General features: G+C 62.7%; 23 protein-coding genes and 4 pseudogenes. 10 read left to right on the top strand and 17 right to left on the bottom strand.

Annotation, left to right across the window (positions count from 1 at the left end):
• Positions 1-83: 83 nt before the first annotated feature.
• Positions 84-1,364, bottom strand: coding sequence for a serine--tRNA ligase (gene serS / locus LDP01_RS18895; RefSeq protein WP_224094574.1), 1,281 nt, complete (start codon positions 1,362-1,364; stop codon positions 84-86).
• Positions 1,365-1,419: 55 nt separating this feature from the next.
• On the opposite strand from serS, the gene LDP01_RS18890 reads away from it, so the two are divergent.
• The gene (locus tag LDP01_RS18890) at positions 1,420-2,481 is read left to right on the top strand and encodes a diacylglycerol/lipid kinase family protein (protein WP_224094573.1); all 1,062 of its coding nucleotides are present in this window, start codon (positions 1,420-1,422) and stop codon (positions 2,479-2,481) included.
• Here LDP01_RS18890 and LDP01_RS18885 read toward each other — a convergent pair.
• The 3 genes and pseudogenes from LDP01_RS18885 to LDP01_RS18875 form a co-directional block, all read right to left on the bottom strand.
• The gene (locus LDP01_RS18885; protein ID WP_216924263.1) at positions 2,478-2,708 is read right to left on the bottom strand and encodes a hypothetical protein; all 231 of its coding nucleotides are present in this window, start codon (positions 2,706-2,708) and stop codon (positions 2,478-2,480) included. The genes LDP01_RS18890 and LDP01_RS18885 overlap by 4 nt on opposite strands.
• Positions 2,709-2,827: 119 nt before the next feature.
• Positions 2,828-3,758 (bottom strand): annotated as a pseudogene (pheA, locus tag LDP01_RS18880) (prephenate dehydratase).
• Positions 3,759-3,803: 45 nt separating this feature from the next.
• Complete coding sequence (locus tag LDP01_RS18875) at positions 3,804-4,130, bottom strand: rhodanese-like domain-containing protein (RefSeq protein ID WP_224094571.1); 327 nt, start codon at positions 4,128-4,130, stop codon at positions 3,804-3,806.
• Between the two features lie 141 nt (positions 4,131-4,271).
• Between LDP01_RS18875 and LDP01_RS18870 the strand changes: the two genes are divergently transcribed.
• The 3 genes and pseudogenes from LDP01_RS18870 (at position 4,272) to LDP01_RS18860 (ending at position 8,003) form a co-directional block, all read left to right on the top strand.
• The gene (locus LDP01_RS18870; protein ID WP_224094569.1) at positions 4,272-5,015 is read left to right on the top strand and encodes a Type 1 glutamine amidotransferase-like domain-containing protein; all 744 of its coding nucleotides are present in this window, start codon (positions 4,272-4,274) and stop codon (positions 5,013-5,015) included.
• A pseudogene (locus LDP01_RS18865) lies at positions 5,008-6,439 on the top strand (amidase). Before LDP01_RS18870 ends, LDP01_RS18865 begins: the two are co-directional and overlap by 8 nt.
• A gap of 63 nt (positions 6,440-6,502) precedes the next feature.
• Positions 6,503-8,003 (top strand): annotated as a pseudogene (locus LDP01_RS18860) (peptide MFS transporter).
• A 139-nt stretch (positions 8,004-8,142) separates the two neighbouring features.
• Here LDP01_RS18860 and LDP01_RS18855 read toward each other — a convergent pair.
• On the bottom strand, positions 8,143-8,841 hold the full coding sequence (locus tag LDP01_RS18855) for a DUF4190 domain-containing protein (RefSeq protein ID WP_224094567.1): 699 nt from the start codon (positions 8,839-8,841) through the stop codon (positions 8,143-8,145).
• A 277-nt stretch (positions 8,842-9,118) separates the two neighbouring features.
• On the opposite strand from LDP01_RS18855, the gene pgm reads away from it, so the two are divergent.
• Positions 9,119-10,780, top strand: coding sequence for a phosphoglucomutase (alpha-D-glucose-1,6-bisphosphate-dependent) (gene pgm, locus LDP01_RS18850; RefSeq protein ID WP_224094566.1), 1,662 nt, complete (start codon positions 9,119-9,121; stop codon positions 10,778-10,780).
• Between the two features lie 16 nt (positions 10,781-10,796).
• Here pgm and LDP01_RS18845 read toward each other — a convergent pair whose 3' ends face one another.
• Both LDP01_RS18845 and LDP01_RS18840 read right to left on the bottom strand, forming a co-directional pair.
• On the bottom strand, positions 10,797-11,315 hold the full coding sequence (locus tag LDP01_RS18845) for a 2'-5' RNA ligase family protein (RefSeq protein ID WP_224094564.1): 519 nt from the start codon (positions 11,313-11,315) through the stop codon (positions 10,797-10,799).
• Between the two features lie 181 nt (positions 11,316-11,496).
• Positions 11,497-12,102, bottom strand: coding sequence for a malonic semialdehyde reductase (locus LDP01_RS18840; RefSeq protein WP_224094562.1), 606 nt, complete (start codon positions 12,100-12,102; stop codon positions 11,497-11,499).
• Between the two features lie 259 nt (positions 12,103-12,361).
• Between LDP01_RS18840 and LDP01_RS18835 the strand changes: the two genes are divergently transcribed.
• Entirely contained in the window at positions 12,362-13,717 is a 1,356-nt protein-coding gene (locus LDP01_RS18835; RefSeq protein WP_224094561.1) for a uracil-xanthine permease family protein, read from the top strand.
• A gap of 25 nt (positions 13,718-13,742) precedes the next feature.
• Here LDP01_RS18835 and LDP01_RS18830 read toward each other — a convergent pair whose 3' ends face one another.
• Positions 13,743-14,027, bottom strand: coding sequence for a helix-turn-helix domain-containing protein (locus LDP01_RS18830; protein WP_224094560.1), 285 nt, complete (start codon positions 14,025-14,027; stop codon positions 13,743-13,745).
• Positions 14,027-14,518: a DUF2975 domain-containing protein gene (locus LDP01_RS18825; RefSeq protein WP_224094559.1), complete on the bottom strand. Its 492-nt coding sequence runs from the start codon at positions 14,516-14,518 to the stop codon at positions 14,027-14,029. Before LDP01_RS18825 ends, LDP01_RS18830 begins: the two co-directional genes overlap by 1 nt.
• A 191-nt stretch (positions 14,519-14,709) precedes the next feature.
• Here LDP01_RS18825 and LDP01_RS18820 point away from each other — a divergent pair, with 191 nt between their 5' ends.
• Positions 14,710-15,276 carry a type 1 glutamine amidotransferase domain-containing protein gene (locus LDP01_RS18820; RefSeq protein WP_224094558.1) on the top strand — a complete coding sequence of 189 codons (567 nt, stop codon included), beginning with the start codon at positions 14,710-14,712 and terminating at the stop codon, positions 15,274-15,276.
• A 75-nt stretch (positions 15,277-15,351) separates the two neighbouring features.
• Positions 15,352-15,903, top strand: a complete 552-nt coding sequence (locus LDP01_RS18815; protein ID WP_224095163.1) for a dihydrofolate reductase family protein — start codon at positions 15,352-15,354, stop codon at positions 15,901-15,903.
• 123 nt (positions 15,904-16,026) lie between these two features.
• Here LDP01_RS18815 and LDP01_RS18810 read toward each other — a convergent pair.
• The 4 genes and pseudogenes from LDP01_RS18810 to LDP01_RS18795 form a co-directional block, all read right to left on the bottom strand.
• Positions 16,027-17,280: pseudogene (locus LDP01_RS18810) on the bottom strand (MFS transporter); the annotation flags it as partial.
• The gene (locus LDP01_RS18805) at positions 17,277-18,362 is read right to left on the bottom strand and encodes a sugar phosphate isomerase/epimerase family protein (RefSeq protein ID WP_224094557.1); all 1,086 of its coding nucleotides are present in this window, start codon (positions 18,360-18,362) and stop codon (positions 17,277-17,279) included. The pseudogene LDP01_RS18810 and the gene LDP01_RS18805, both read right to left, overlap by 4 nt.
• 111 nt (positions 18,363-18,473) lie before the next feature.
• Entirely contained in the window at positions 18,474-19,970 is a 1,497-nt protein-coding gene (gene pdxR, locus LDP01_RS18800; protein WP_224094556.1) for a MocR-like pyridoxine biosynthesis transcription factor PdxR, read from the bottom strand.
• Positions 19,971-19,992: 22 nt separating this feature from the next.
• A complete protein-coding gene (locus LDP01_RS18795) occupies positions 19,993-20,436 on the bottom strand; it encodes a YdeI/OmpD-associated family protein (RefSeq protein WP_224094555.1) in 444 nt (147 codons plus the stop codon).
• Between the two features lie 95 nt (positions 20,437-20,531).
• Here LDP01_RS18795 and LDP01_RS18790 point away from each other — a divergent pair, with 95 nt between their 5' ends.
• Positions 20,532-20,789 (top strand): DUF2630 family protein, encoded by a 258-nt coding sequence (locus LDP01_RS18790; RefSeq protein WP_224094554.1) that lies wholly within the window; start codon positions 20,532-20,534, stop codon positions 20,787-20,789.
• A 21-nt stretch (positions 20,790-20,810) separates the two neighbouring features.
• Here the strand turns inward: LDP01_RS18790 and LDP01_RS18785 are convergent, their stop codons facing one another.
• Positions 20,811-21,953: a glycerate kinase gene (locus LDP01_RS18785; RefSeq protein WP_224094553.1), complete on the bottom strand. Its 1,143-nt coding sequence runs from the start codon at positions 21,951-21,953 to the stop codon at positions 20,811-20,813.
• A 54-nt stretch (positions 21,954-22,007) separates the two neighbouring features.
• Positions 22,008-22,970, bottom strand: a complete 963-nt coding sequence (locus LDP01_RS18780) for a D-2-hydroxyacid dehydrogenase family protein (RefSeq protein WP_224094552.1) — start codon at positions 22,968-22,970, stop codon at positions 22,008-22,010.
• A gap of 140 nt (positions 22,971-23,110) precedes the next feature.
• On the opposite strand from LDP01_RS18780, the gene LDP01_RS18775 reads away from it, so the two are divergent.
• Positions 23,111-24,949: a glycoside hydrolase family 2 protein gene (locus tag LDP01_RS18775; RefSeq protein ID WP_224095162.1), complete on the top strand. Its 1,839-nt coding sequence runs from the start codon at positions 23,111-23,113 to the stop codon at positions 24,947-24,949.
• Positions 24,950-25,006: 57 nt separating this feature from the next.
• Here LDP01_RS18775 and LDP01_RS18770 read toward each other — a convergent pair whose 3' ends face one another.
• Together LDP01_RS18770 and LDP01_RS18765 are read right to left on the bottom strand one after the other, a co-directional pair.
• Positions 25,007-25,804, bottom strand: a complete 798-nt coding sequence (locus LDP01_RS18770; RefSeq protein ID WP_224094551.1) for a glycerophosphodiester phosphodiesterase family protein — start codon at positions 25,802-25,804, stop codon at positions 25,007-25,009.
• A gap of 13 nt (positions 25,805-25,817) precedes the next feature.
• Positions 25,818-26,087, bottom strand: coding sequence for a hypothetical protein (locus LDP01_RS18765; RefSeq protein WP_224094550.1), 270 nt, complete (start codon positions 26,085-26,087; stop codon positions 25,818-25,820).
• Positions 26,088-26,173: the final 86 nt, after the last annotated feature.

Genomic DNA, 26,173 nt, shown 5'->3' with positions numbered 1-26,173 from the left:
ACACCGCACTAGGACCGAGGACACAGCAAGGGATTAACGCCGCGTGAACACTCCGGGCCGCCCCATCAATTCCGCGCCGAAACCTACAGGACCGGCAAAACCTCAAGCCCGCCAAGGTACTTCTGCAGGGCCTTGGGAACGTTGACCGAGCCGTCCGGGTTCTGGTGGTGCTCCAACAGGGCCACGATCCAGCGGGTGGTGGCCAGGGTGCCGTTCAGGGTGGCCACGGCACGGGTGCCCTTGGCGACGCCTTCCTCGTTGATCACGCGTTCGCGGATGTTGAGGCGGCGGGCCTGGAACGTGGTGCAGTTGGAGGTGGAGGTGAGCTCACGGTAGGCATTTTGGGTGGGAACCCAGGCTTCGCAATCGAACTTGCGGGCCGCGGACATGCCGAGGTCGCCCGCAGCTGTGTCGATCACCCGGTAGGGAAGCTCGCACTTGGCCAGCATTTCCTCTTCCCATGCGAGCAGGCGTTCGTGTTCCGCGGCTGCTTCTTCAACCGTGGTGTAGATGAACATCTCCACTTTGTTGAACTGGTGTACGCGGATGATGCCGCGGGTGTCCTTGCCGTGCGAACCGGCCTCGCGGCGGTAGCAGGAGCTTTGGCCGGCGTAGCGGATGGGACCGGAAGAGAGGTCCAGGATCTCGTCCGCGTGGTAGCCGGCGAGGGCCACCTCCGAGGTTCCCACAAGGTAAAGGTCGTCTTCAGCGAGACGGTAGATCTCGGCGTCGTGCTTTACATCGAATCCGGTACCCTGCATGGTCTCCGGACGCACCAAGGTGGGGGTAATCATCGGGACGAAGCCAGCCTCGATCGCCTGGTCCATGGCCATCTGCAGCAGCGCCATTTCCAAGCGGGCACCCACGCCACGCAGGAAGTAGAAGCGCGCGCCCGAGACCTTGGCGCCGCGTTCCATGTCGATCGCGCCGATCAGTTCGCCGATTTCCAAGTGGTCCTTCGGCTCGAAATCCGTGAATTCGCGCGGCGTGCCCACCGTTTTGACCACAACGTAGTCGTCCTCGCCGCCCTCGGGAACGCCATCGACGATCAGGTTGGGGATGGCGCGGAGCAGTTCCTCCTGCTTGGCCTGGGCAGCAGCAGCTTCAGCGGAAGCGGCCTTCACCGAGTTGGCCAGTTCCTTGACCTCGGCCAGCAGGGCCTGCTTTTCCTCGCCCTTTGCCTGGGCAACCTTCTTGCCGAAGGCGTTCTGCTCGGCGCGGAGGGTTTCATGGCGGATCAGCGCGGCACGGCGATCGGAGTCTGCGGAGATGATCGCGTCCACAACAGACTCGTCGGCGCCACGGGCGCGCTGGCTGGCACGGAACTTGTCCGGATTTTCGCTGAGGTCTTTTACGTCGATCACCACACAAGAGTATCGAATCTGCGGTGCACGCCCAGGACGATAGTGTTGGAGCACCATGAGCGACTGGATCCTGTACGTGATTCTCGCTGGGGGCGTGGCCTTTGCCGTCTCCAGTTGGTGGGGTGTGCGCCGGTTGAGAGCCCGTCACATCAGGAGCGCGGTTCGGGAGGACACCCACAAGCCGGAGCCAGGGCACCAGAAGGTTGCGGTGATTCTCAACCCGGTGAAAAACAAGTCTCTCGAGGCCCGCCAAGCGATTATCGATGCCTGCGACCTCGCCGGTTGGGACAGCCCGAAGTTCTTTGAAACCACTGTGGAGGACCCTGGTTACGGGCAGTCGCGCCAAGCGCTGGAGTACGGGGCCGACGTCGTTCTTGCGTGCGGCGGCGACGGTACAGTGCGTGTGGTGGCTGAGTCGCTGGCGCATAAGGGCGTGGCGATGGGCCTCATTCCGCTGGGCACCGGCAACCTCCTGGCCCGCAACGTCGAACTGGACGTCACCGACATCGCCGACTGCATCCAGATCGCCCTCTTTGGGCACCAGCGCTTTATTGATACCGCAAGCATGGCCATAGACAACGGCATTACGGGAGAATCGTCCACCCACACGTTCCTTGTGATCGCCGGTATGGGCCTGGATGCCGAGGTTGTGGGCGATACCAAGGAAGACCTGAAGAAGACCGTGGGTTGGCTGGCCTATACAGAGGCCGGAGTCCGGCATCTGCCCGGTCGCCGCAAGCGTGTCACCATCACCATGGATGACCAGCCGGAACAGGCCCGGAAAATCCGGAGTGTGCTTTTCGCCAATTGCGGCCTGATTCCTGGCGGCATCGATTTCATTCCGGAAGCCATGATCGACGACGGCATGCTGGACATCGTCGTCATGAGCCCGCGCAGCGCGTTCGGATGGATCGCGATGTACGCGAAGATCCTGTTCAAGCACAAACGGAATTTGCCGGTGATGAATTTCTATCGCTCCGGCAAGGTCACCATCCGCAGCCAGGAACCCATGGCGACTCAACTCGACGGCGACCCCGCGGGCGAGGCCACGGAGGTCACCGTCCAGGTCCAGCCGGGTTCGCTATTGGTGCGGGTACCGAAAGCTCAAACCCTCTAGACTGCACCCTTTTCGGGTTGGGCCGCATTTGCTGCGGCTGCTTCGGCCGCCGCCTTCGCCGCGGCCCGGGCCTCGGCCTGCTCACGGATCATCGCTTGTTCTTCTTCAAAACGGAGTCGATCCGCGCGGTCAGCTTCGTCGCCGTCCCAGTCGTCCTTGTTCTCGCCGGAAGGCTTGGGATTGACGATCATGCCTTGGCCGTCTTTGTCATCCCGGTGGACAGACATGACCGCTCCCTTCTTTTGGGCATTCATCCATCGTTTATGGATCAGGCAAGCATACGCACAGTTGCATCAACGCGAAAGGGGTTGAAGATTCAATAATTTAGCGCCGGACCCAGCGCAGCCTAGCCCTTGAGAATCGATTGAACCCACGCATGAGCGGAGGCGAAGGCAGCGTCCGAAGTATGTGGGGCAACCACCGCAGCCTGCTTGTCGGCGCGCGCATATGAGCCAAGGAAACGGGTTGCCGGGCTGATTCTGTGGAGACCCGCCAAGGCATCAGCAACACGGGAATCCGACGCATGACCGTCGGCATCGATGCTGAAGAAATAGTGGCCAAGGTACTGGCCGGTGGGGCGTGATTCGATCCGGCTCAGGTTGACCCCCCGCGAAGCGAACTGGTCAAGGATTTCCATGAGGGCACCGGGGTGGTCCTCCGGCAGCGGGACAACAACCGTTGTCTTGTCCGCACCCGTGCGTTCGGGCAAGGGACCCGGACGGCTCACCAGGATAAAGCGGGTGACTGCATCCGGGTTGTCGCCGATGTTTTCGGCCAGAACGTTGAGCCCAGGTTGCTCGCCCGCAATCAACGGTGCGCAAATGGCGGCGTCGTAATGGGCGTCTCCTTCCAGGAGACCCATGGCCGCTGCCGCGGTAGAGGAACCGGGGACGTAATCCGCGTTCGGAATATTTTCCTCCACCCAGAGGCGGCATTGGGCCCATGCGTGGCCGTGTGTGGAGATGCGCTTTATATTGGCAAGCACGACGCCGGGCCCTCGCCACCAGCACGAACGTAATAGGCACCAGGGCCTCGCGGATGATCCGGAGTTCGGGGCCGGTGGCAATGGCATCCAGGGTCGCAGTCACGCCACCCTCCACCGAGTTTTCGATGGGAACCATGGCGGCGTCCGCCTCACCATTGCGAACCCGCTCGAGGGCCGTGTTTACGTTGGTGCAAGGAATGCGGGAGGCATCAGCGGCGCCAGGGACCTGCATGAGGGCGGTCTCCGTGAACGTTCCCTCAGGGCCCAGAAACGTATAGGTCGGTGCTGACATTGAATATTCCTTGCTGGTTATATGCGCGGGTCGGGCTGCCGAAGGTTAGAGAACCACTGGCTTGAGACCGTTGTCCGACACCATTGGCCGGCCGGCTTCGAACCACATGTCCATCCCACCGGCCACGTTCACGGCAGAGTAGCCCTGGCCCACCAGCCACTGGACTACGCGGAAGGAACGGCCACCGGTACGGCAGATGACGAAGAGGTCGTCATCGGGATCAAGTTCATCCAAGCGGGCCGGCAGTTGGTCCATAGGGATATGCCGTGCGCCCTCAACGTGTCCGGCAACCCATTCATAGTCCTCGCGAACGTCCAGGATGCTGGCATCAGCCGGAATATCGCCCACAGGCACGGTTTCGAAGTCGCTCATGGCGGTCCCTTCCCATCGATTCAGATCATCATCCAGCCTAGTCGCAGCAGCCGCGAAGCGGGACGTCGCTTGCGCCCCGCGGTTGCGGCACTAAGACTGGGACGCAGAGACTCCCTTGAATCGGCTGTTAGGAGCAGGACCATGGCGGCTGGCCAACCCACCATCCTCGCAACATCCGGCGGTTACAAGCCTGGCAGCCGGACCCGCATCGAGTTCGACCACCTCATGCACTACGCCGTGGAGTTGTCCGGGGTAAGTGGGCGCGCACCCCGCGTGACCCACATCGGTACTGCATCAGGTGACCAACGCTGGTGGGCGGCAGAGATGGATCAGGCGGCCCGTATTGCCGGGTTTGATTTCGCTCATCTCAACCTCTTCACCATGCCCAATATTGAGGACCCTGAAGCGCATCTTCTGGAGCAGGACGTGGTGTGGGTCCACGGTGGTTCGGTGGTCAACCTGCTTGCCGTGTGGCGGGCACACGGCCTGGATGGAATTTTGCGGAAGGCTTGGGAAAGCGGCGTGGTCCTGGCCGGGGTTTCCGCGGGTTCCATCTGTTGGTTCAAGAGCGGCGTGACGGATTCCTTCGGCCCTGAATTGCAGCCGGTTACGAATGCGCTTGGCTTCCTTCCCTACGCCAACGGCGTCCACTATGACTCCGAACCCCGCCGCGCTCCTGCCATCCACAAGCTCGTGGCCAACGGCACGCTGGGAGAGGCGCATTGCACGGACGACGGCGTGGGGCTGGTTTACCAGGGCACCGAGCTCGTGGAGGTAGTGTCCGAAGTCAAGAACAAGGCCGCTTTCCGGGTCACTGCAGGTGCTGGCGAGAGCGTGGACGCCATCGCTGTGGAGGAACGGTTGGAGTCTCGTTTCCTTGGTTGATCTTTCCCTGCAGGCCCTTAACGCTGCGGCGCTTCGGGATGCCCTCGCGACCGGCGAGCTGTCGGCAAGGGACGCCACCGGCCATTTCCTGTCCGTCATCGAGGCCCGCAACAGGCACTTGGGCGCCTTCATTACCATTACCGCAGAGCAAGCGTTGGCCGACGCCGGCACGGCGGACACCCTGCACGCGCAACTCTCCCGCGCACACCGCCTTTCCGAGTTGCCCCTCCTGCACGGCATGCCACTCGCCTTCAAAGACCTCACGGACGTAGCCGGCGTTCCCACCACCCACGGCAGCGCCGCCTTGGAGCACAAACCCGCACCTGAGGATGGCGCCCTCGCAGCCACCCTGAAGGGCCAAGGCGCCATCTCGCTGGGCAAAACGCAGGTTCCGGAGTTCGGACTCACCGCGTACAGCGAAAACCGCATCGCACCGCCGTCGCGCAATCCCCACTCCTTAAGCCGAAGCTCCGGAGGGTCTTCGGGCGGAAGCGCAGCGGGCCGTGGCGGCTGGCATGGTTCCTTTCGCGCCCGGGACGGACGGCGGCGGTTCCATTCGCATTCCGGCAGGCGCCTGTGGCCTGGTGGGGCTCAAGCCGGGGCGCGGCATGGTGCCATCCGGAGCGAGCGCGGGTGACGCAGCTAAATTGGTGGTCGCCGGACCGCTGGCACGTACGGCGGCGGACGCTGCCCTGCTGATGGACGCGCTGGTCCCCCGCGAACAAGCGCCCGACGGCGGTTATCTCGCCAACGTTGGCCAGGCGCCAACGGCACTGAAAGTGGGCGTGAGCCTGGATAGCCCGTGGGCCGGAGTCTTCCCTTTCGAAGTGGAACAGGAAGCATTGGACGGCCTTGCGCGGGGAATCAAGCTGCTTGAAGAGGCCGGCCACCGCGTCGCGGAAGCGGAGATCCGCTACGACAACCGCTACCCGGAGGCGTTCACCGCAGCCTGGACTGCCGGCGTCGGGAGTGCCCGGATAGCACCCCAGCGCGAGGGGCTCCTGACCCCGCTCACCCGAACGTTCCGTCGTCGTGCGCAGCAGCGCAGCGCGTTGAAGGTCAATGAGGCCCTCGTTTTCCTGCGGCAGTTCGAGCACGACACGATCGCACAATATGCGCAGTGGGACGTCATCCTCATGCCCACGCTGGCTCAGACACCACGCCCGATCGGCTGGTTCACGGGCGGCGGCCACAGCAGTGAGCCCTGGCCCAGCGAATGGGCGGGCGACGCAGACGAGGACTACAGAAGACAATGCGAGTACGCGCCTTGGTCCTCCATGGTCAATGTGTGTGGATTGCCGGCGATCAGCATCCCCGTCCATGTGACAACCAGTGGCCTTCCGATGGGCATCCAGGTGATCGGTAAACCTGGATCTGAGCTGCAGCTTCTTCAGCTCGCGGCGGTTTTGGAGGCCTTTCAGTAAGCGGGTTTGGGCGGGTGTCTACCATATGGAAAGTGGTTGCCATGGGCATCCATCGATGTGACAATGCCCGCAGTCAATGCCAGCATTGAGGAAATGAGCACACCTCTAACCACGGCTACGCCCCAAAAACCATCGGGCGATACGTCATTCTTCGGCCACCCAAAGATGCTGGCCAGCCTCTTCTCCGTGGAGATGTGGGAGCGATTCTCCTTCTACGGCATGCAGGGCATCCTGCTTTACTACATGTACTTCAGCGCCGAGCAGGGCGGGTTGTCGATCGACAAGGGCCTCGCCGCTGGCTTGGTTGGCGCTTATGGTGGTGGCGTCTACCTGTCCACCATCCTGGGCGCATGGCTCGCAGACCGTATCTTCGGTTCCGAAAAGGTCCTCTTCGGCTCGGCCCTCATGATCATGGCGGGCCACATCGCGCTGGCTCTCCTGCCCGGTATTCCCGGACTGGTAGCCGGCCTTGTGCTGGTGGGCATCGGATCCGGCGGCCTGAAAGCCAATGCCACCGCGCTGGTTGGCAGCCTGTACGGCGAGAAGGACGAACGCCGCGACGCCGGCTTCTCCATCTTCTACATGGGCATCAACATCGGCGGACTCATCGGCCCCCTGGTCACAGGCTGGCTCCAGGAGAGCAACGGCTTCCACTGGGGCTTCGGCGCAGCAGCCGTGGGCATGGCGATCGGGCTTGTCATCTACTCGCTGGGCCGCAGCAAGCTCCCCGAGGAAGCCCACCGCGTTCCCAACCCGCTCCCGGCTGCTGACCGCACACGGTATGGGCTGATTTTCCTAGGCATCCTCGTGATCATAGGAGTACTACTCGGCACGGGCACGGTTAACGCCGACAACCTGGCACGCAGCATGGCTTACGCTGCCATCGGTGCCTCAGTGATCTACTTTTTCCTGATCTTCCGCAGCGCAAAAGTCACAGGCCTGGAGCGCAAACGCGTGCTGGCGTTCATTCCGCTGTACATCGCATCGGCCGCCTTCTGGGCCCTGTTCCAGCAGCAGTTCACCTTCATTGCCGTGTACTCCGAAGAGAAACTGGATCGCAACCTCTTCGGCTGGGAAATGCCGGCGGCCCTGGGTCCAGTCCATCAACCCGGTGTTCATCATCATCTTCGCCGGCGTCATGGCTGCCCTGTGGACCAAGTTGGGCACCAAACAGCCAAGTTCCCCGCTGAAATTCTCGGCAGGCCTGCTCATCATGGGGCTGGCCTTCCTCTGCTTCATCCCGCTGGCTGGCGACGGCAAGACCCCGCTGCTGGCGCTTGTGGGAATCCTTTTCCTCTTTACCCTGGCTGAACTCTTCCTCTCCCCCATTGGCCTGTCCGTGAGCACCAAGCTCGCCCCGCAGGCCTTCCACACCCAAATGGTGGCGCTGTTCTTCCTGTCCGTCTCCCTGGGCACCACCCTGGCAGGCATCCTTGCCGGCCTCTACAACCCCGACGACGAACTCCCGTACTTCCTGGGCATTGGCGGCGTGGCTGTGGTGTTGGCTATGGCACTCGCTGCTGGATCCCCGGCTATCAAGAAGCTGATGGGCGGCGTGCGGTAGCTGGCGGCGGGTGACCGATCCAGTTTGCGCTTAACAACGACGGCGACCCTTACGTTCGGTGGGAATCCCACCTGACGTAAGGGTCGCCGTCGTACGCGTTTGCTTGGTAGCGGCAGCTGCTGCCTAGTAGTTATACCTGCTAGTAGTTGTACCTGCTTGAAGCCCCGATCGCGGCAAAGAAGAAGATCAAGACGACCACCGTGATCGCCACGCCGACGTAACCCATGATCAGGCCGGCAATCGCCATGCCCTTGCCCGCCGGTTCGCGGTTGAGGGCAAGGTGGCCAAGGATCACGGCTGCGATCTGCGGCAGGATGAAGAACCCAAAACCAACAAACGTGGCAATGCCGCAGCACATGCTCGCGATGCTCAGGCCCTTGGGCTGCGTGGGCATGGCGTAATACGCGGGCTGGCCGTAAGGGTTCTGCTGGCCATAGGGCTGCTGCTGGTACGGGCTCTGGTTGTACTGGCTCTGGTTGTATTGGCCTTGGTTGTATTGGCTCTGGTTATAGGGGCTGGGGGGCTGGCCATACGGCGATGGGCCCGGCTGGCTGTAATCACCGGGCGTGTACGAGCCCTGGCTGGCTGCGCCCTGATTGGCGCCGCTCTGGCTGGCGGGGCTCTGGCTGGCGCCACCCTGGCTTGTGGGCGGCAGCGGCTGCGTGTAGAAGTCGTCCTGGCCCTGGGCGTTCTGCGTGTAGGCGCCCTGATCGTACGGCGGAAGCGGCTGCGTCTGTGAGGTCTGCTCCGGCGCGCTGAATTCGGCCGGCGGGATGTACTGCGGCGGTTCGTAGCCCGCCGGTTTGTCCTCGTTGCCCTTGGATGGTTGATCTGACATGGGAATCCCCCTCGCTAAGTCCTTGTTTCCCACCCTACCGCCGCCACGTGCGCCGCATAAGGCGACCCGCTTTCCGGTTCCGCCCAGTCTCGGGGCATGCGTCCCGGGGTGTCGGAACGGGCGACGGGGCGGAATCCTCCCACTAAAGCCGCCGCTCGTAAACGCGAGGTAAATCTTTGGCTCATACGGCGCCACATCGCCGCCATTCTGCGTCACAGGGGCCGGATCGCGGGACATTTCCTGTCAGGGGGCGCGGTGGTCTGGCATGCTGGACGACATGGCTAGCCGAGCGGGCACAGTTGCCCTTCCCCAGGACCTTGTTGACATCACAGCCCTGCTGGACGCGTACTTCGACGTCACCCCTGATTTGGGCGATCCCGCGCAACGCGTAGCGTTTGGAACGTCGGGCCACCGCGGATCCAGCTTGAAGTCGTCGTTTAACGAGCCGCACATCCTCGCGATCACGCAGGCAATCGTTGAATACCGTGGCCGCCAGGGCATCACCGGGCCGCTATTCATCGGGCGCGACACCCACGCCCTGAGCGAACCCGCGCAGAACTCCGCACTGGAGGTACTGGCCGCCAACGGCGTGACCGTCCTGGTGGACGCCCGCCACGGTTACACCCCGACGCCGGCGCTGAGCCACGCGATCCTCAAGTACAACCGCGAAGCCGCGCCGGGCACACCCCAGGCTGACGGCATCGTGGTCACCCCCAGCCACAACCCGCCCGGCGACGGTGGTTTCAAGTACAACCCCCCGCACGGCGGACCGGCCGACACCGACGCCACAGGATGGATCGCCGAGCGCGCCAACCAGCTCCTTGAGAACGGCCTCCGCGGCGTCAAGCGCATTCCGTTGAACGATGCTTTGAACGCAGAAACCACCGGAAAGTTCGACTTCCTCAGCAGCTATGTTGATGATCTCCCATCCGTCCTGGACCTTGACGCCATCCGCAACGCCGGTGTCCGCATCGGCGCCGATCCCATGGGCGGTGCGTCCGTTGACTACTGGGGCGAGATCGGTGAACGCCACCAGCTCAACCTGACGGTCGTGAACCCCACCGTCGACCCGCAGTGGGCTTTCATGACCCTGGACTGGGACGAGAAGATCCGCATGGACTGCTCCTCGCCTTCCGCGATGGCCTCACTCATCAAGCGCATGTCACTGGGTGCGGATGGTACCGCCGCCTACGACGTCGCCACGGGTAACGACGCCGACGCCGACCGCCACGGCATCGTCACGCCGGACGGTGGACTCATGAACCCGAACCACTACCTCGCCGTCGCCATCGATTACTTGTATCGCAACCGCAGCGGCTGGAATCCCGAATCCGTGGTCGGCAAGACGCTGGTTTCGTCCTCGATCATCGACCGCGTAGCTGCAGGGCTCGGCCGCAAGCTGGTTGAAGTTCCCGTCGGCTTCAAGTGGTTCGTGCCGGGCCTGCTCTCCGGCGAGGGCGCGTTCGGTGGCGAGGAATCGGCCGGCGCCTCCTTTAACAAGCGCGACGGCAGTGTGTGGACCACGGACAAAGACGGCATCCTCCTGGCCCTGCTGGCCTCGGAAATCACGGCCGTCACGGGGAAATCCCCGTCGCAGCTGTACAAGGGACTCACGGACCAGTTCGGCGCACCGGTCTACGCCCGAATCGATGCCGCTGCCACTCGCGAGCAAAAGGCCAAGCTGGGTAAGCTCTCCGCCGCGGACGTCACCGCTACTTCCCTTGCCGGCGAAGACATCACCGCCAAGCTCACGGAAGCTCCCGGCAATGGAGCTTCAATCGGCGGCCTGAAGGTTGTTACCGAGAACGCATGGTTTGCGGCCCGCCCCTCCGGCACCGAGGACGTCTACAAGATCTACGCCGAGTCCTTCAAGGGCGCAGATCACCTGGCCAAGGTGCAGGAGGAAGCCAAGGCTTTGGTGGATGGGGTAATTGCGTAGCCTCTGATTCGCGTCCTTAGGCGGTTTGCGAGTCCTCAGCTTCTGCGGCGTCCTGCGTCCAGAGCCTGAGGATGCGTCGGATGGTGTGGTTGCCTTCCGGCGCCATGTCCACCAGTGCCACCTGGTCAAGCACGACGACGTCTCCCGGCTTTGGGCGCTTGCCGTCGTGATGCGAGATGTGAGGCCGGTAGCGTTCGAGGACGTAGTTCGGCGTAGCGATGCGCCCGCCCACGCTGACCACGGCGTCGAAAAGTTCCTCGTGCAGGCCCTGGAGCAGCGGATTTTGTTCCACCAAGCTCACGGGAATCGACCCCATGTGGCCGAAGCCCGCTTCCTCGCCAATGATCAGTGGCGTTCCGAGCGCTCCCTGGACGGGTGCTTCGGCCAAGTCAGCGAGGACATTGGCGACGTCGGCACTCACGTCAGTTCCGACGTCGAACCTTAACAACGTGATGTGAAGCGGCCAGTCGCTGCGCGGAAATACCAGCCCTGGCCGCACGGGCTCCGTAAATGCCACCCAGATGAGGTTCCGCATAGGCATAGTTTGCCACTCAGCGGGTCAGAACTGACGGGATCTGCGAGAGGGATGCCGAAAAAGCCGCAGGAAGTGAGAGAACATCCAAACCCCCGGGAGCCTCGCTCACATCGTGGCCATTAAACGCCGATGCTCTCGCACATCATGGCCTGCGAGAGCATCGGCGGAACAACAGGAAAGACTAAACGGTGCGAACAACCTCTTCGTAGGCGAACTTCGGCTTTGCTTCGCCCCAGGCGTCCGGGCCGGGCTGGCCGATGTTGACCACCAGGAAGCTCTTCTGGTCGCCGGCGGGGAAGAACTCTGCGTCAATGGCAGCGAAATCAGCGCCGGTCATCGGGCCGGCCGCAAAACCGAGCGAGCGCACGGCGAGAATGAAGTAGCCAGCCTGCAGGTGGGCGTTGTTGTTGCCAGTGGTTGCCGCGAATGCGGGGTCGGCGTCGTACATGGCCTTGGGGGCGCCGTAGGCGGGGAGGAACTTGTCCCACTGACCCTGCCAATCGGTGTCGTAGGACAGGATGGCGACCAGCGGAGCCGATGCGGTCTTGGCCTGGTTGCCCTTGGAGAGCGCGTCAACCAGTTTGGCGCGGGCCTCGTCCGAGCGGACGTAGGTCACGCGGAGGGGCTGGGAGTTGAAGGCGGTGGGGCCAAACTTGGTGAGCTCGTAGATGGCGCGGGCCTGCTCGTCGGTGACCTCACCGGCAAAGCTGTTCGCGGTACGGGCTTCGGCAAAAATGGCGTCGACTGCTGCGGCGTCAATGACTGCTTCTTCGTGGGCGATCGTCATTCGTGAACCTTTCGCTGGGCCCTTGCCTTGGGGGACGGCTGGGCACTTCTGCTTTCCATGGTTGCAACTTCAAGTTCCCTTGTCCTCTTCCCATGACGGCCCGTGACGTTGCGCACAGTGCATGACTCCGCGTGTCTCATTCATTGCGTTGCGAGGCCCGTTTTGCGCCCCATTTAGCGCGCGAGGCACGTAGAGCGGGCCCCACAATGGCGGTAATGTTGCACCGAATCCCAAATACTCTTCTGAGGAAGGCCCCGCCATGAGCATGCTCGGCACCAAATGGAAGCTCCACGGCAACGGGAAGTCCATCCGGCCCGGCCACGTAGTCTCCCCCGATGAGCGGCTTGCCTGGCCCCTCACCATTGGCATCGGCATGCAGCACGTAGTGGCGATGTTCGGCGCGACGTTCCTGGTCCCGATCATTACCGGCATGCCGCCCGCCACCACCTTGCTCTTCTCAGGCCTCGGCACGCTGCTTTTCCTCATCATCACCAAGGGCCGCGTGCCCAGCTACCTGGGTTCGAGCTTCGCGTTCATCGCACCGATCCTGGCGTCGCAGCAGCAGTACGGCGTTAGTGGCGCGCTGGGCGGCGTGGTGCTTGCCGGCGTCGTGCTGGCGCTTATTGGGGCGATCGTCCAGAAGTTTGGTGCCGAATGGATCAACCGGCTCATGCCGCCGATCGTCACCGGTGCGATTGTGGCGCTCATCGGCCTGAACCTCGCGCCTGCAGCGAAGAACAACTTCGACGCCGCGCCGGTCACCGCGCTGGTAACCCTGGTAACGATCATCCTGGTCAGCGTCCTCTTCCGCGGAATCCTGGGGCGCCTAAGCATCCTGGTGGGCGTGGTCGTGGGTTATCTCGTGGCGATGATGCGCGGCGAGGTCAGCTACGAAAAGATGGACGCGGCCGCGTGGGTGGGCCTGCCCCTGTTCCAGACGCCCGAGTTCCACATCGGCGTTGTGGGCTTGTTCGTGCCGGTGGTGCTGGTGCTGGTGGCGGAGAACGTGGGCCACGTAAAGTCGGTGGCCGCGATGACCGGTCAAAACCTCGACGGCGTCTCCGGCCGCGCGCTGATGGCTGACGGCGCCGCGACCGTACTTGCCGGCCTGGGCGGCGGTTCCGGTACGACGACTTACGCGGAGAACATTGGCGTCATGGCCGCGACCAAGGTCTACTCGACGGCGGCCTACTGGGTGGCGGGTATCTTCGCCATCCTGCTGAGCTTCTCTCCGAAATTCGGCGAACTGATCGCGACCGTCCCACCCGGCGTACTCGGCGGCGCCGCGACCATGCTGTACGGCATGATCGGCGTGCTCGGCGTGAAGATCTGGGTCCAGAACAAGGTCAACTTCTCCAATCCGATCAACCTGACGACGGCCGCTGTTGCCCTGATTATCGGTATTGCGGATTACACGTGGACTATTGGCGAGCTGAAGTTCACGGGCATCGCTTTGGGGTCTGCTGCGGCGCTGGTGATTTACCACGGCATGAAGGGCCTGGCCCGTTGGCGCGGGACCGTGGCTGAACCGGAAATGGAGACGGCGGGCCTGCCGCCTGCGGTGAAATCGGCTATGAATGCGGCGGCTAAGAGGACGGGGAAGAAGGGGAAGTAGAGGTTCGCGTAACAGGTTTGCCACGCTAGGCCGTCGGGCCATCCCCCACAAGGCGGGCGCTTCCGGCGTCGTCTTCCAACTCCACCTGACCGCGCCCCTCCGCAACCCCAGCCTCCCACCGCAACAAGTCCCCCGGCTGGCATTCAAGCACTTCGCAGAGTGCTTCCAAGGTGGTAAACCGCACCGCCTTTGCCCGCCCGTTCTTCAGCACAGCGAGATTGGCCGGCGTAATCCCAACCTTCTCCGCAAGCACGCCCACGGGCATCTTCCGCTTGGCCAGCATGACGTCGATGTCCACGATGATGGGCATCAGATCACCTCGTCGAGCTCGGAGCGCAAGCGGGCAGCTTCGACGTCGCGGTCAACGGCCTGGGCAAGCAGCGCCCGCAGCACCAGCACGAGAAGTGCCACACCGCCAATCATCAGCGCAGCACCGCAAATCAACAGCACAATCCCGGGGGCAATATCGCCCGGAGCCAAGATCACCGCGATGCCGAACATCAACACAGCAGCAACGGAAACAGCCCCGAAGATGACGTCCACGAACCGGAAGGCTGCATGGGAAAAGACCGTTCCGCGGCGCACCATCGTGAGCAGACGCCACACGCAGACGGCAACAACCTGCACACAGAGAATCCCCAGGACCACGATCACCAACAGCGCGATCCGTGGACCGTCGGGGGCGCCAGCCTCAACGAGGTCGGCCGAGAACAAGGGCACCATCCACACTTGAACGAAAAGTGAGCCCGCCAAAACCATCGCGATCACAACCCGCAGTGCAAGGATTGCCAGCTTTCCCATCGAGCCTCCTTTATCGATCAACAATATGATTCTATCGATATTCGATCATCAATCAATCGCTCCAGCGGCAAAATTAATACTCAGCTTGCTTAGTAAAATGACCTTCCCTAGGCTTGAACAGGTCAGACAAACAACTCTCACAGCGGCGGCCCGCGCTCAAAAGCAATCCGCCGCGCAATGGAGGAGGAACAATGTCAGAACACACCATCACAGGCAAGAAGGTCGCATTTCTGTTGACGGACGGCGTGGAGCAGGTTGAACTCACCAGCCCCTGGCAAGCCGTGAAGGACGCGGGCGGCCAGCCAACGCTCGTGGCACTTTCAAAGGGAAAGCTGCAGGGATTCAACGGCGTGGAAAAGGGTGACACCTTCGACGTCGATCTCGCAGTAGCCGATGCCAACGCATCGGACTTTGACGCCCTGGTACTCCCCGGCGGCGTGGTAAACGCCGATCACCTCCGCGTGGACAAGGATGCCCAGAACTTCACGCGGGCTTTCTTCGAGCAGCACAAGCCAGTGGCCTCCATCTGCCACGGACCGTGGATCCTGATCGATGCGGGCGTGGTCAAGGGCCGCAACGTCACCTCGTACCACACGCTACAAACCGACCTGAAGAACGCAGGCGCCAACTGGACCGATGAAGAAGTCGTCGTGGACCAAGGCCTTGTCACCAGCCGGAACCCGGACGACCTCCCGGCGTTCAACAGCAAGGTAGTAGAGGAAATCTCCGAGGGCCAGCACGCTGGCCAAACCGCTTAGCGCCACACTCCCGAGGGCTTCCCAAGCACGACGTCACAACATAGCGTGATGCCTGACAACCCTTTGGAGGCACGTATGCGAAAAGTTACCGCCGGACTGTTCCACTCCGTGGATGGCGTAGTTCAGGACCCGTTCAAGTTCCAGTTCGACAGCTTCGACGACGAGCTGGGCAAGGGCCTGACCAAGATGATCAACACCGTGGATACGGTGGTTCTGGGCCGCGTCAGCTACCAGGAGTGGGCCGGATATTGGCCGAATGCGTCGCAGGACGAAGACTTTGCCGCCTTCATCAACCCCGTGGAGAAGTTCGTCGCATCCCGCACTCTCTCCGAGCCTCTCGAATGGGAAAACTCGCACCTCATCGATGGGCCGCTGGAGCAGTTCATCACTGACCTGAAAGGGCGTGACGGCGGAGAGATCGCAGTCTGCGGCAGCATCTCCGTGGTACGCCAACTGCTGTTCGCGGGGATCCTGGACGAGCTGACGCTCATGACACACCCCGTGGTGGCAGGCAGCGGACGGCGGCTTTTCGAGGACGGCGACCCCCTGAACAGGCTCGTCCTCGAGGACCAGTACGCCACGAGCAAGGGCAACGTTGTGAGCACGTACTGCCTGCGAAGGGATTGACTGCTGCTGTCGTAACGAGACGACGGAACCCCCGCGGCAGGCGGGGGTTCCGTCGTCGTGTGTGTTTAGGAAATTGTTTGCGTCTCGGAAAGTGAAGGGACCTCGACGGCGGCACGCCGGGGCCCGCGCGGCCCGCACGAGTCCGCTGGAGACGATCGCCCCCGCGACGGCAAGCGCCGCAAGGACGATGAACACGATGTGGTAACCGGCGGCTCCAGGGTTGGCATCCAGGATGGAGCCGTAGACGATGAAAGCGAACATCCCCGGCGCATAACCCACGAGGCATGCGATCCCGAAGGCGGTGCCGCTGGTCTCCTCGGGGATTCCAACCTCATCCATCGGGGCCCAGAACACGCCGCGCATGGTGAAGATGATGAGTGAGAAAAGCAGGGTGACGATCATCGCCGGAATCTGGCTCCCCGGATCTGCCGGAAGGAGCAGCAGGACCCCTACCACCGGGATCAGGCTCAGGAACGCCAAGCGGATGTACCGGCTGGCACCCTTGAACACCTTGTCCGCCAGGACGCCGCCGATCGGGCCGCCGAGGATCTTCAGGCCGTACTGGTTGATGATGCCGTAAGCACCGACCAGCGCGACGGGAAGTCCGTAGACGTAGGTCAGATACGGGATGAAATACGTGAGTCCGCAGTAGACGACGTACACCATGAACACGGTGAAGCTCACCCACCAGAGCTGGGGCAGCTTCGCCGCGCGCCAGATTTCAGCGAGACCCGCCTTTTGTTTCCTGGGCGCTGGATTCTCACTTGTCTGGTTGCGAAGCAGCAGGAACAGAAGCACACCGACGGCGATGTCAAGGATTGCGTAGAAGGCGATGGCGGCGCGGAAGCCACCAATCCCGGAACCGAGCCAAACGAAGATTCCCAGGGCGGAGAAGGCCACTGCAGTGTCCACCACGCCGCGCCCGCCCTCGAGCAGGCCGAAGAGCCGTCCCTGTTCTTTGGAACCACCGAGCTGGCGGATGCTCTTCAGCAGCGCCGGCCAGACCAGGCAGTCGGAACACACGGCGAGCAGCGCGAAGACCACCAGGAGCGTGCTGAATCCGGGGAAGGTGCTGAGGAACAGACCCAGCGCCCCGCAGCCAACGAGTCCGAGGGGGATGAGGACTCGCGTGGAGAAGCGGTCAGCGAGGTACCCGCCCACGACGAAAAGGGCTGTTGCGACGATCGAATTAACGCTCAGCAGCGTCCCGATCTCAGTATGGCTGAGGCCCATGGCTTCCTGCATGGGAACGTAGAACGCGTCCTTGAGGTTGGAGAGCTTATAGATCGTGCCGCCGGCCATGACGAGCAAGGCAAAGCGGACCCACTTGCTCCAGTCGGTGCTTTTCGTGGTCTTCCCGGGGGCTATTGCGCTCATCGTGCACCTTCCAAGGACTTGTTTGATTCCAGCTGCGACACAGCAATATCGCGCAATGAGGCGAGCAGGCCTTTCACATACTTCACCTGGTCATCGGCCCAGCCGGGTTCGGCAGCGAGCAGTTCCTCCTTGGTCCACCCGGCAGGGATTCCGGTGGTACTGAAATCGCGATATGGGATGAAGGGGTCCTCTCCCTCACCCGCGTGCCGGAATGCAGGCGCGTAGTACAGGTTCTCCTGCTCCAAAGCCAGGGCGATGACCTGCGGCTCGTCTTCGCCAAGCATCAAGAGCTCGAAGAGCATCCGCGCGCCGGGCAGGTCGTCGTCCGGACTTCCCTGGAGCACACCACGGTGGCCATACCCGTCCCCCTCGGGGAGAATGTGAACACCCTTCAAGTGTGCCTGAAGAATGTGCGGTGCGAGGGTTGACAGGGCGTCCATCGGCCTCTCACAGGCGTTGATCATGTTCCCGAAATCGAACATTGCGTGAAGTCGCGGGTGCGAAATGCGGCGCAACAGCCCGGCAATTTCGGTAGATCGCAGCTCCTCGTGCTGCTCAAAGGAGAAATGCAGGCCGTACTCGTCAGCCAGCTCAGCGAGCCAACGCAGGTCCTCCTCTATCCGGGTCAGGACATCGGAAAGTGCGCCTTCGAAACGCGAGTAGACGCGGATATTCTCGACGCCGAGGATCCCGGCAATGCGGACTGCTTCCTCGACGTCCGCTCGCGCGGTGGTGCTGATCTCCAGGTGGGTACTGAGACGCAGGCTGCGGGCGCGGTCCGCAAACTGGCGCAACCGGTCATCGCTCATCCGGCCCAGGCTCCGCTCCTCGCCATCGAGGACGTGTATACACACACCAGCCAGGCCATGGCGATGCGCGAAATCGAGCACGTCGTCGGGCGAAAAGTTTCCATAAGTCAGGTTGCCCAGGAGAGCGTACGCATGGCCGAACAGTCGGGCACCGTCGATTCGGTCGATCAGGGTTCGGGCGAGCTCGTCGGTCAGTCGCGGCAGGGAGTCGATCTCCTCTTCATTGAGGCGAGGTTTCAGGAGCGCCTGAAATCGAGTGTCGGCAGGGGGCATGGTTGGCTCCTTGGGGGGCGTGCGAGGGGCGGTGGGGATTGTCACACACCATTTGTACGTGGGTAATGGACGCCGAAAAAGATCCATTATGGACACTGCCGTTAAGTCCATTCAGGGCGTTGCGCCGAGCTTCTCCCATCGATCCCACGCTGCGGCCATCCTGCCCACCGCCTCAGCCATATGATCTTCAGCGGTCCCCGCGAACCCGATCAGCAGCGCCGGTGGCAGGCGCCGGGTTACCCGGTATTCGCCGAGGGGGTAGGTGTACACGCCACCCGCTGCGAGCCCTCGAGCCACCTCGATATCGTCCGAAGGTTCCCGAAGCCAGCCCATGACGTGAAGGCCCGCATCCACGCGTTCTGCTTGGATCCGGTGGCTTAATCGCTGATCGATCGCTTCGAGCAGGGCGTCCTGGCGAGCCGCATACAGACGCCGGGTCCGGCGCAGATGCGCATGCAAATGCCCTTCTGAGAGGAAGTCCGTAAGGGCCGCCTGGAGGACCGTCGCGGGCGGCCGGCCAATGATGGATGATACGGACGCGAACGGCTCTACCAGATCCTCCGGCAACACGCAGTAACCGAGCCGGATGGATGGCGCGAGTACCTTGCTGAACGAGCCCACAGTGATGACCTGCCTGCTCAGATCCAGTCCGAACAGCGTCGGAAGAGCCTTACCGCGGTAGCGAAGTTCGCTGTCGCAGTCATCCTCCACGATCCAGCTTCGGTATCGTTCCGCCCAGACGATCCACTCCGCCCGCCGTGCGGGACTCATTGCTGTGCCGAGCGGATGCTGCCGCGCTGGAGTCAGGCAGGCAAGACGAGCCGGGGACCCGCCGTCGAACTCGTCCGGAAGGACCGCCCCCTCCGCGTCAATGGGGACGCCCTGGACCGGGCAGCCTTGGGACTGGAAGGCGAGCCGTCCGGAAATATGGCCTGGGTCCTCGACGACGACGGTGTCGCCGGCGTCCAGGAGGAGCGCCGCGAGCACATTGAACGCCTGCTGGGCACCAGAGGTGACGATGACCTGTTCCGGCGTGCACCCCAGACCCCTGACATCGTTGACGTAGTCCGCGATCGCTTCCCGCAAGGGACGGTGGCCATGCGGATCGCCGTACCCGTTCATGAACTGCTCTGTGCTGCCGGCATGGCGCCCCAGGAGGCGCTTCCATGTAGCCGCGGGGAAGGCCGAGGCCGCTACCTGGCTGGCGACGAATGATTCCGATTCGGTGGGTGCCCAGGTGTGCGGCGCCTCCCCGGACAGACCGGCGCCACGTGAAGAGGTGGCCGCTCCGCGTTCGGAGAGCGGTGGCCGGGACAACGGCTGCCGCGGAGCGTGGTCACTCCATAAGGTGTCGACGTACGTGCCGTCACCCGCGCGCGAGCGCAGGAAGCCCTCGGCGGTGAGTTGCTCGAACGCCGAGACCACCGTGATCCTGGAAACTCCCAGTTCAGCCACCAGCGTGCGGGTGGAGGGCAGGCGGGTTCCGCTTGGCAGCGATCCTGTCAGGATCTGGGTGCGCAATTGCCCGTAGAGTTGCCGATGCAGGGGCTGGGCCGCGTCGCGGTGGAGCTCGAGTCCGGCAAGGAGACGGCCGCCGGCGCTCTTCATCCCGCGGACCGCAAAGCTGATTTCACTTCTTCCCGGCCTTCAAGTCCGCAACAACCTTCGCGATCCGCCGAGCCCGGGTCTCCTCCGTCTTGGCGTCTCCAATTGGTTCCACGTACCGGCGTTGGGCACTGTAGTTCAGCGTTCCATAGAAGGCCTTGGCCTCGGGCTCAGCCTCAAGGGCCGCAGCAAGATCGTCCGGAACCTCGATCACACGTGGCTGCGTGTCCACTTCCAGGTCCACGTCCACGGTGTCGCCAGCGGACGCGCCGGTCAGGTCCCTGTTCGCGGAACTGACACCCACCATGTATTTCCCACCCATCACCGCGATGCTGCTGCGATAGCTCTGGCCGTTGATGGTCACAACCACTGGGGGCCGTTTGCCGGCATCAAGCGCACTAACTACGTCCTCGGGAACCTCAATGCCGGCCTTGTTGCCATCGCCGACGATGGTCGTGGTGAATTTCATGTCCCAAGTATGCCGTCGGCCACCCGTAGACGCACCCCGCCAGCCGGGCTACGTTCGGTATAAGCAACTACCAAGTGAACCGAGGAGCGCGAACCATGGACGAGCAGGATCTTCTGGAACGGATTCAGTCACTCGTGGAAGAGGAGCACCGGCTGCGTGATGCAGCGGTGGGCGGGGGAACTGAGGACGACGTGGACGGCGACGGCAGCCGCGCCCGCCTGGCCCAGCTTGAGGCTCAACTCGACCAGTGCTGGGACCTGCTCCGCCAGCGCCGGGCCAAGAAGCGTGCTGGTGAGAATCCCGACGACGCCGAACCGCGTCCCATCAGCGAAGTCGAAGGCTACAGGCAGTAGTCCCGCCCGACGACAAAGGAGCTACGCCCCCTCAAGCACCTGGCTGGTAGCCCACGCAACGTACTTGGCCGCGTTGGCAACGGCATCTGCGACATCCGGAACGCCATCCTTGCGCTGTGCGACGTCCAACAACTGGGCCGCAGCCACTATCCCGTGTTTGGCGAGATCCTCCGGCGTCACCGTGATTCGGCCTGCCACAGCCACCACGGGTATTCCGTGGACGCTTGCGGCGTCGGCCAAGGCGATTGGGGCCTTGCCGGTGAGCGACTGCTCATCCATGGAACCCTCGCCCGTAATCACCAGGTCCGCCTCGCTAAGGTGCGAAGCCAAGCCGGTCAGCCCGGCCACCAGCGCGAAGCCGCCTTCAAGCGCCGAGTCCGTAAAGGCAAGGAACGACGCCGGGAACCCGCCGGCCGCTCCGGCTCCCGGAACGTTGACGTCCCGGCCCGTGGCTTCCCGAAGGAGCGATGCCCAATTACGGAGGCCGGCGTCGAGCCTTTCAACAGCATCTTCGTCGGCTCCCTTCTGGGGGCCGAAAACATGAGCGGCACCTTCCGGCCCGAACAGCGGGTTTTGGACGTCGACGGCGATCCGGAACTTTGCTTGTGAAAGCCGCGGGTCCAGTCCGGAGACATCCAGGGCAACGACGTCGGCGAGCGAACCTCCGCCAAGAGGCACCACATTCCCGGCAGCGTCCAAGGGCTTAAGCCCCAGCGCACGCAAGGCGCCACTACCGGCGTCGGACATTGCCGAACCGCCAAGTCCCAGCACAATCTCGGTGGCCCCGGCGTCGAGCGCCGCAGCGATGAGCTGTCCGCAGCCGTAGCTGTGGGCCCGCAAAGAATTCTCGGGGGTGGGCTCCATGAAGGCAAGGCCGGAAGCCTGGGCGGTTTCGATGACGGCTGTGGCTCCGCCGAAAGAATCTTTGCGGATGGCCCAGGAAGCTCCGACCGGCTTGAGAATTGGACCCACAACGGCGTGGTTCCGCTCATCGTAACCGGCGGCGATAGCGGCATCGAGTGTGCCTTCACCACCGTCAGCTACGGGAAATTGGGTGGTTACGGCGTCCGGATAGACGCGCAGTGCGCCCTCGGCCATGGCTGATGCGGCTTCCGCGGCGGTGAGGGATCCCTTGAACTTATCCGGGGCGATGAGGATACGCATGGGTCCATCTTGCCAGCTTTGCCCGGAAAGCGGTTGCCGGTTACGAAGATTGCGTCACTCGTTCAGCGCGCGAACGGGGGAACCCTCGAGCCACCCCTTGACGTCCTCGAATGCACCGCCATAAAACTGCCGGTAGCTCTCGTGCGTCACATATCCGATGTGCGGCGAGAGCACAGTTCGCGACGAATGAAGCAAGGCATGTCCGGCGGGCAGGGGCTCCTCGTCAAAGACATCCATGGCAGCGCCACGAATCCAGCCCTCTTCCAGCGCCCGGATCAGCGCTGCCTCGTCCACCAGCGGCCCCCGTGCGGTGTTGACCAGAACGCCCTCAGGTCCAAGCAGCCGCAATTCCTCCTCGCCAACAATGCCTTCCGTCCGCTCAGACAAACGCAGATGCAAGGTGACGACGTCGGACTCCCGGAACAGCTCCTCTTTGCCCACCCTTCGGGCACCGGCAGCCTCGGCCGCCTCCGCCGTCAGGTTCTGGCTCCACGCCAAAACATCCATGCCAAAGGCTCTCGCGTAGCCTGCAATCCGCTTCCCGATCTTGCCGAGGCCGACGATTCCCAGCGTCTTTCCTTCGAGTTCAAACCCGACGGCGGTCTGCCAGTCGCCTGCCCTCAGCGAGTTTTCCTCCACAACCAGGTTGCGGGCAAAAGCGAGCAGCAACGCCCATGTCATCTCCGGTGCCGCTGCCGGTGAACCGCCCGTTCCGCACACCAGGATGCCACGCTCCGACGCTGCCTCAAGGTCGATCGCAGCATTGGCCATGCCTGTGGTCACGAGCAGTTTCAGGTTGGTCAATGACTCGAGCACCCGGCGCGGGAAACGCGTCCGTTCGCGCATCGCCACAATCATGTCGAACGGCGCCAAAGCTGCCACAGCCTGCTCTTCGGAAACAAAAGGTGCGCTGAAAACGCTGACCTTCACGCCGTCGTCGAGCAGCGAATCCCAAGGGGCGTAGTCACTGGCAACCTGCTGATAGTCATCAATGATGGCCAAGCGGTAACTCGTCACGTCATTCTCCTCGCGCGGCGGCTGGTGGTAGAAACACCATCTCACGTGCACCGGCGGGTGGGTGCGCATTTTCCGGTGATGCGCTTGACTGGAAATTGAACCCTTCCCCTTCCGAAGGAGATGCGTTGACAGAGCCCAAGATGATGCAAGCCCTTCCCAAGCCCGAGCATCCCCGTCCCCAGCTTGTCCGCGAGAACTGGATGAACCTCAACGGAACCTGGGGTTTTGAGATCGACGCCGGCGACTCGGGTTTGGAGCGTGGGCTCGCCAGGCGCGAGCTCACCAGTGAGATCCTGGTGCCGTTTGCCCCGGAATCGGTCCTTTCCGGAATTGAGCACGTGGATTTCATGGAAGCTGTTTGGTACCGGCGTACGGTGACCATCCCCCAGGAGTGGGCCGGCCAGAACGTCCTCCTGCACTTCGGCGCCGTGGACCACGACGCGACTGTCTGGGTAAACGGCATTGAAGTGGCCCGCCACAGGGGTGGTTTCACCCCCTTCACCGCCGATCTTGGTGGAGTGGCCGAGCCCGGCACGGAAGCGGTCATCGTTGTCCGTGCACGTGACTCGCGGCACGAAATGCAGGCACGGGGCAAGCAGGCAACCTGGTACAACAACACTCATTGCCAGTACACCCGCACCACGGGAATCTGGCAGACGGTGTGGATGGAAGCTGTCCCGGAGGTCCACATCAAACGCCTCCGTATGACTCCGAACCTGGCCGGTTCCAGCATCACGATTGAGGTTCCGATCAGCCAGAACCGCGCAGGGCACACGGTGACTGCTGTCCTCAGCGATGAGGGCGGTACAAATGTGGAATCTACGGCCAGAGCCGACTTGGATCTCACGCCAACATTGCGCCTGGGCATTCCCGCTGGATCCCTGCGCCCTTGGTGCATTGAGGACCCCTTCCTTTACGACCTTGAGGTGACAGTCCGGGATGCTGCCGGAACAGTCGTTGACCGCGTCAGCAGCTACGCGGCCGTTCGTTCAGTTGCCCTTGACGGCAAAGTGGTTCGTCTAAATGGCAAGTCCGTGTTCCAGCGATTGGTGCTGGACCAGGGATATTGGCCGGAGTCGCTCATGACCTCGCCGGATGACGCTGCGTTGGTCAAGGACATCGAGTTGTCCATGGCGGCAGGATTCAACGGTGCACGACTCCACCAGAAAGTGTTCGAAGAGCGCTTCCTCTACCACGCAGACCGGCTCGGTTACCTGGTCTGGGGCGAGTTCGGCGACTGGGGCGTTTCCGGAGGAGGAACCATTGGCCAGAACCAGAAGCCAACAGCGAGTTTCGTAGCCCAGTGGCTTGAGGTGCTTCAACGCGACTTCAACCATCCCTCGATCATCGGATGGTGCCCGCTCAACGAAACGCACCAGATCCTGCACGATCGGCTCACGGTATTGGATGACGTCACGCAGGCCATGTTCCTTGCCACGAAATTGGCCGACCCCACACGGCCTGTCATCGACGCATCCGGATACTCCCACCGCATCCGCGAAACCGACATTTACGATTCCCACTGCTATGAGCAGAATCCGGAGCGGCTCCGGATTGAGCAGCAGGGCCTTTCGGACGGGAAGCCGTTTGTAAACCGGAATCCGCAGGGTGAGGAATACTCCGTGCCTTACGCTGGCCAGCCGTACTTCGTGTCCGAATTCGGCGGCATTTGGTGGAATGAAACGGAGGCTCGCCAAGCAGCGCCAGAAGCGGGCCTCGGAACGGATGTTTCGACGTCGTGGGGTTACGGCCAGCGCGTCAGCAGCGAGGAGGAGTTCTACGCCCGTTTCGACGGACTATGTGGCGTGCTCCTGGATAACCCGGACATGTTTGGTTACTGCTATACGCAGCTGACGGATGTCTTCCAGGAAAAGAATGGCATCTTCACTTTCGATCGCGGAGCCAAGTTCGATCTCGAGCGGATCCGGGCCAGCCAGGTCCGTAAGGCAGCCATCGAAGCCCGCCGAGATGGCATTTGATGACAATGTTGCAGCCTGGGACTGTCATCAAGTGCCACTTCGACGCGAAGCGTCGCCCTAAACCCACTGCCCCCGGCGCACCATGACGTCCTTCAGCAGGTCCAGCCGGTCGGACACTATTCCGTCAACGCCAAGGTCCAGAAGTCGTTCCATCTCGGCGGAATCGTTGATGGTCCAGACGTGAACCTGCACGCCCACGCGGTGCGCGCGACGAACAAAACCGGCAGTTACCACCGGAAACCGGCCGTACCGGACCGGCACCTGGAAAGCGTCGACGCCGGTGAGCACCTTGCGGGCCAGGCCCGCCGGCAGCACGGATCCAAGAAGTACGAAAAGCGCCGTCAGGGTGCTTCCAGCCGAAGAAGCGGTCCGCTGGCTGAGGAGTTTCAGCACTGCACGTCGACGCCTGTCGGAGAAGCTCGTTACCAACACCCGGTCATGGATGCCGTGCTTCTCGATAGCTTCGGCCATCGATTTAACGGAATTCCAGTCCTTCACGTCCAGGTTCAGGCGGGCATCGGGAAAAGCAGTTACGAGCTCGTCAAAAGTCGGCACAGGTTCCACTCCGCCGATGCGGGCCTTGGCTACCTCGTCTGCCGTTAATTCGGCGATCCGCCCGGATGAATCCGTGACCCGGTCCAGGGAAGAATCGTGGAAAACGAGCAGGACGCCGTCTGAAGTGGTGTGTACGTCGGTTTCAAGGTGCAAAGTGCCCAGCTCAACCGCGGCTCTAAACGCAGTCAAGGAGTTCTCCATCCCATGCAGGGAGAATCCCCGGTGGGCAAAGGCCACCGGGCCCACAGTGCCATCCTTGCGGAGGAAATATGGCAGCGTCACACCCGAAGCGTAGCCCATTGCGCATAGGCGCCTACGCTTCCCCGGTGACCGTGACCTTCTCCAGTGGGACCACGGCCACCCCATCGCTGACGTGCACCAGCGTACGGCCGCGACCGCCGTCGAGCTCCACCCAAACTGCTGTTGCGTCGCCGGTAACGGCGTCCACGATGCCGGCCGATTCGTACCCGGGCGTCAGCGTGACGCTGACGCGGTCGCCTTGGCGGAGTGACCTCCAGTGGTGGTCCGGTTCGATCCGCCGCAACGGAGCGGTGTTGAAATCGTTGATCCTACGCTTGGCCATGATTCCCCTACATCCAACAAGCAAAACGTGTCTGTGGCTGAGAGCCTACGGGCGCAAGTTGAACGCGGGTTGTATGGAGACTGGGA

The organism is Arthrobacter sp. StoSoilB13 (genome assembly GCF_019977255.1).
In the GTDB taxonomy this organism is placed as follows: Bacteria; Actinomycetota; Actinomycetes; order Actinomycetales; family Micrococcaceae; genus Arthrobacter.
This window is presented reverse-complemented; position numbering and strand designations above follow the sequence as displayed.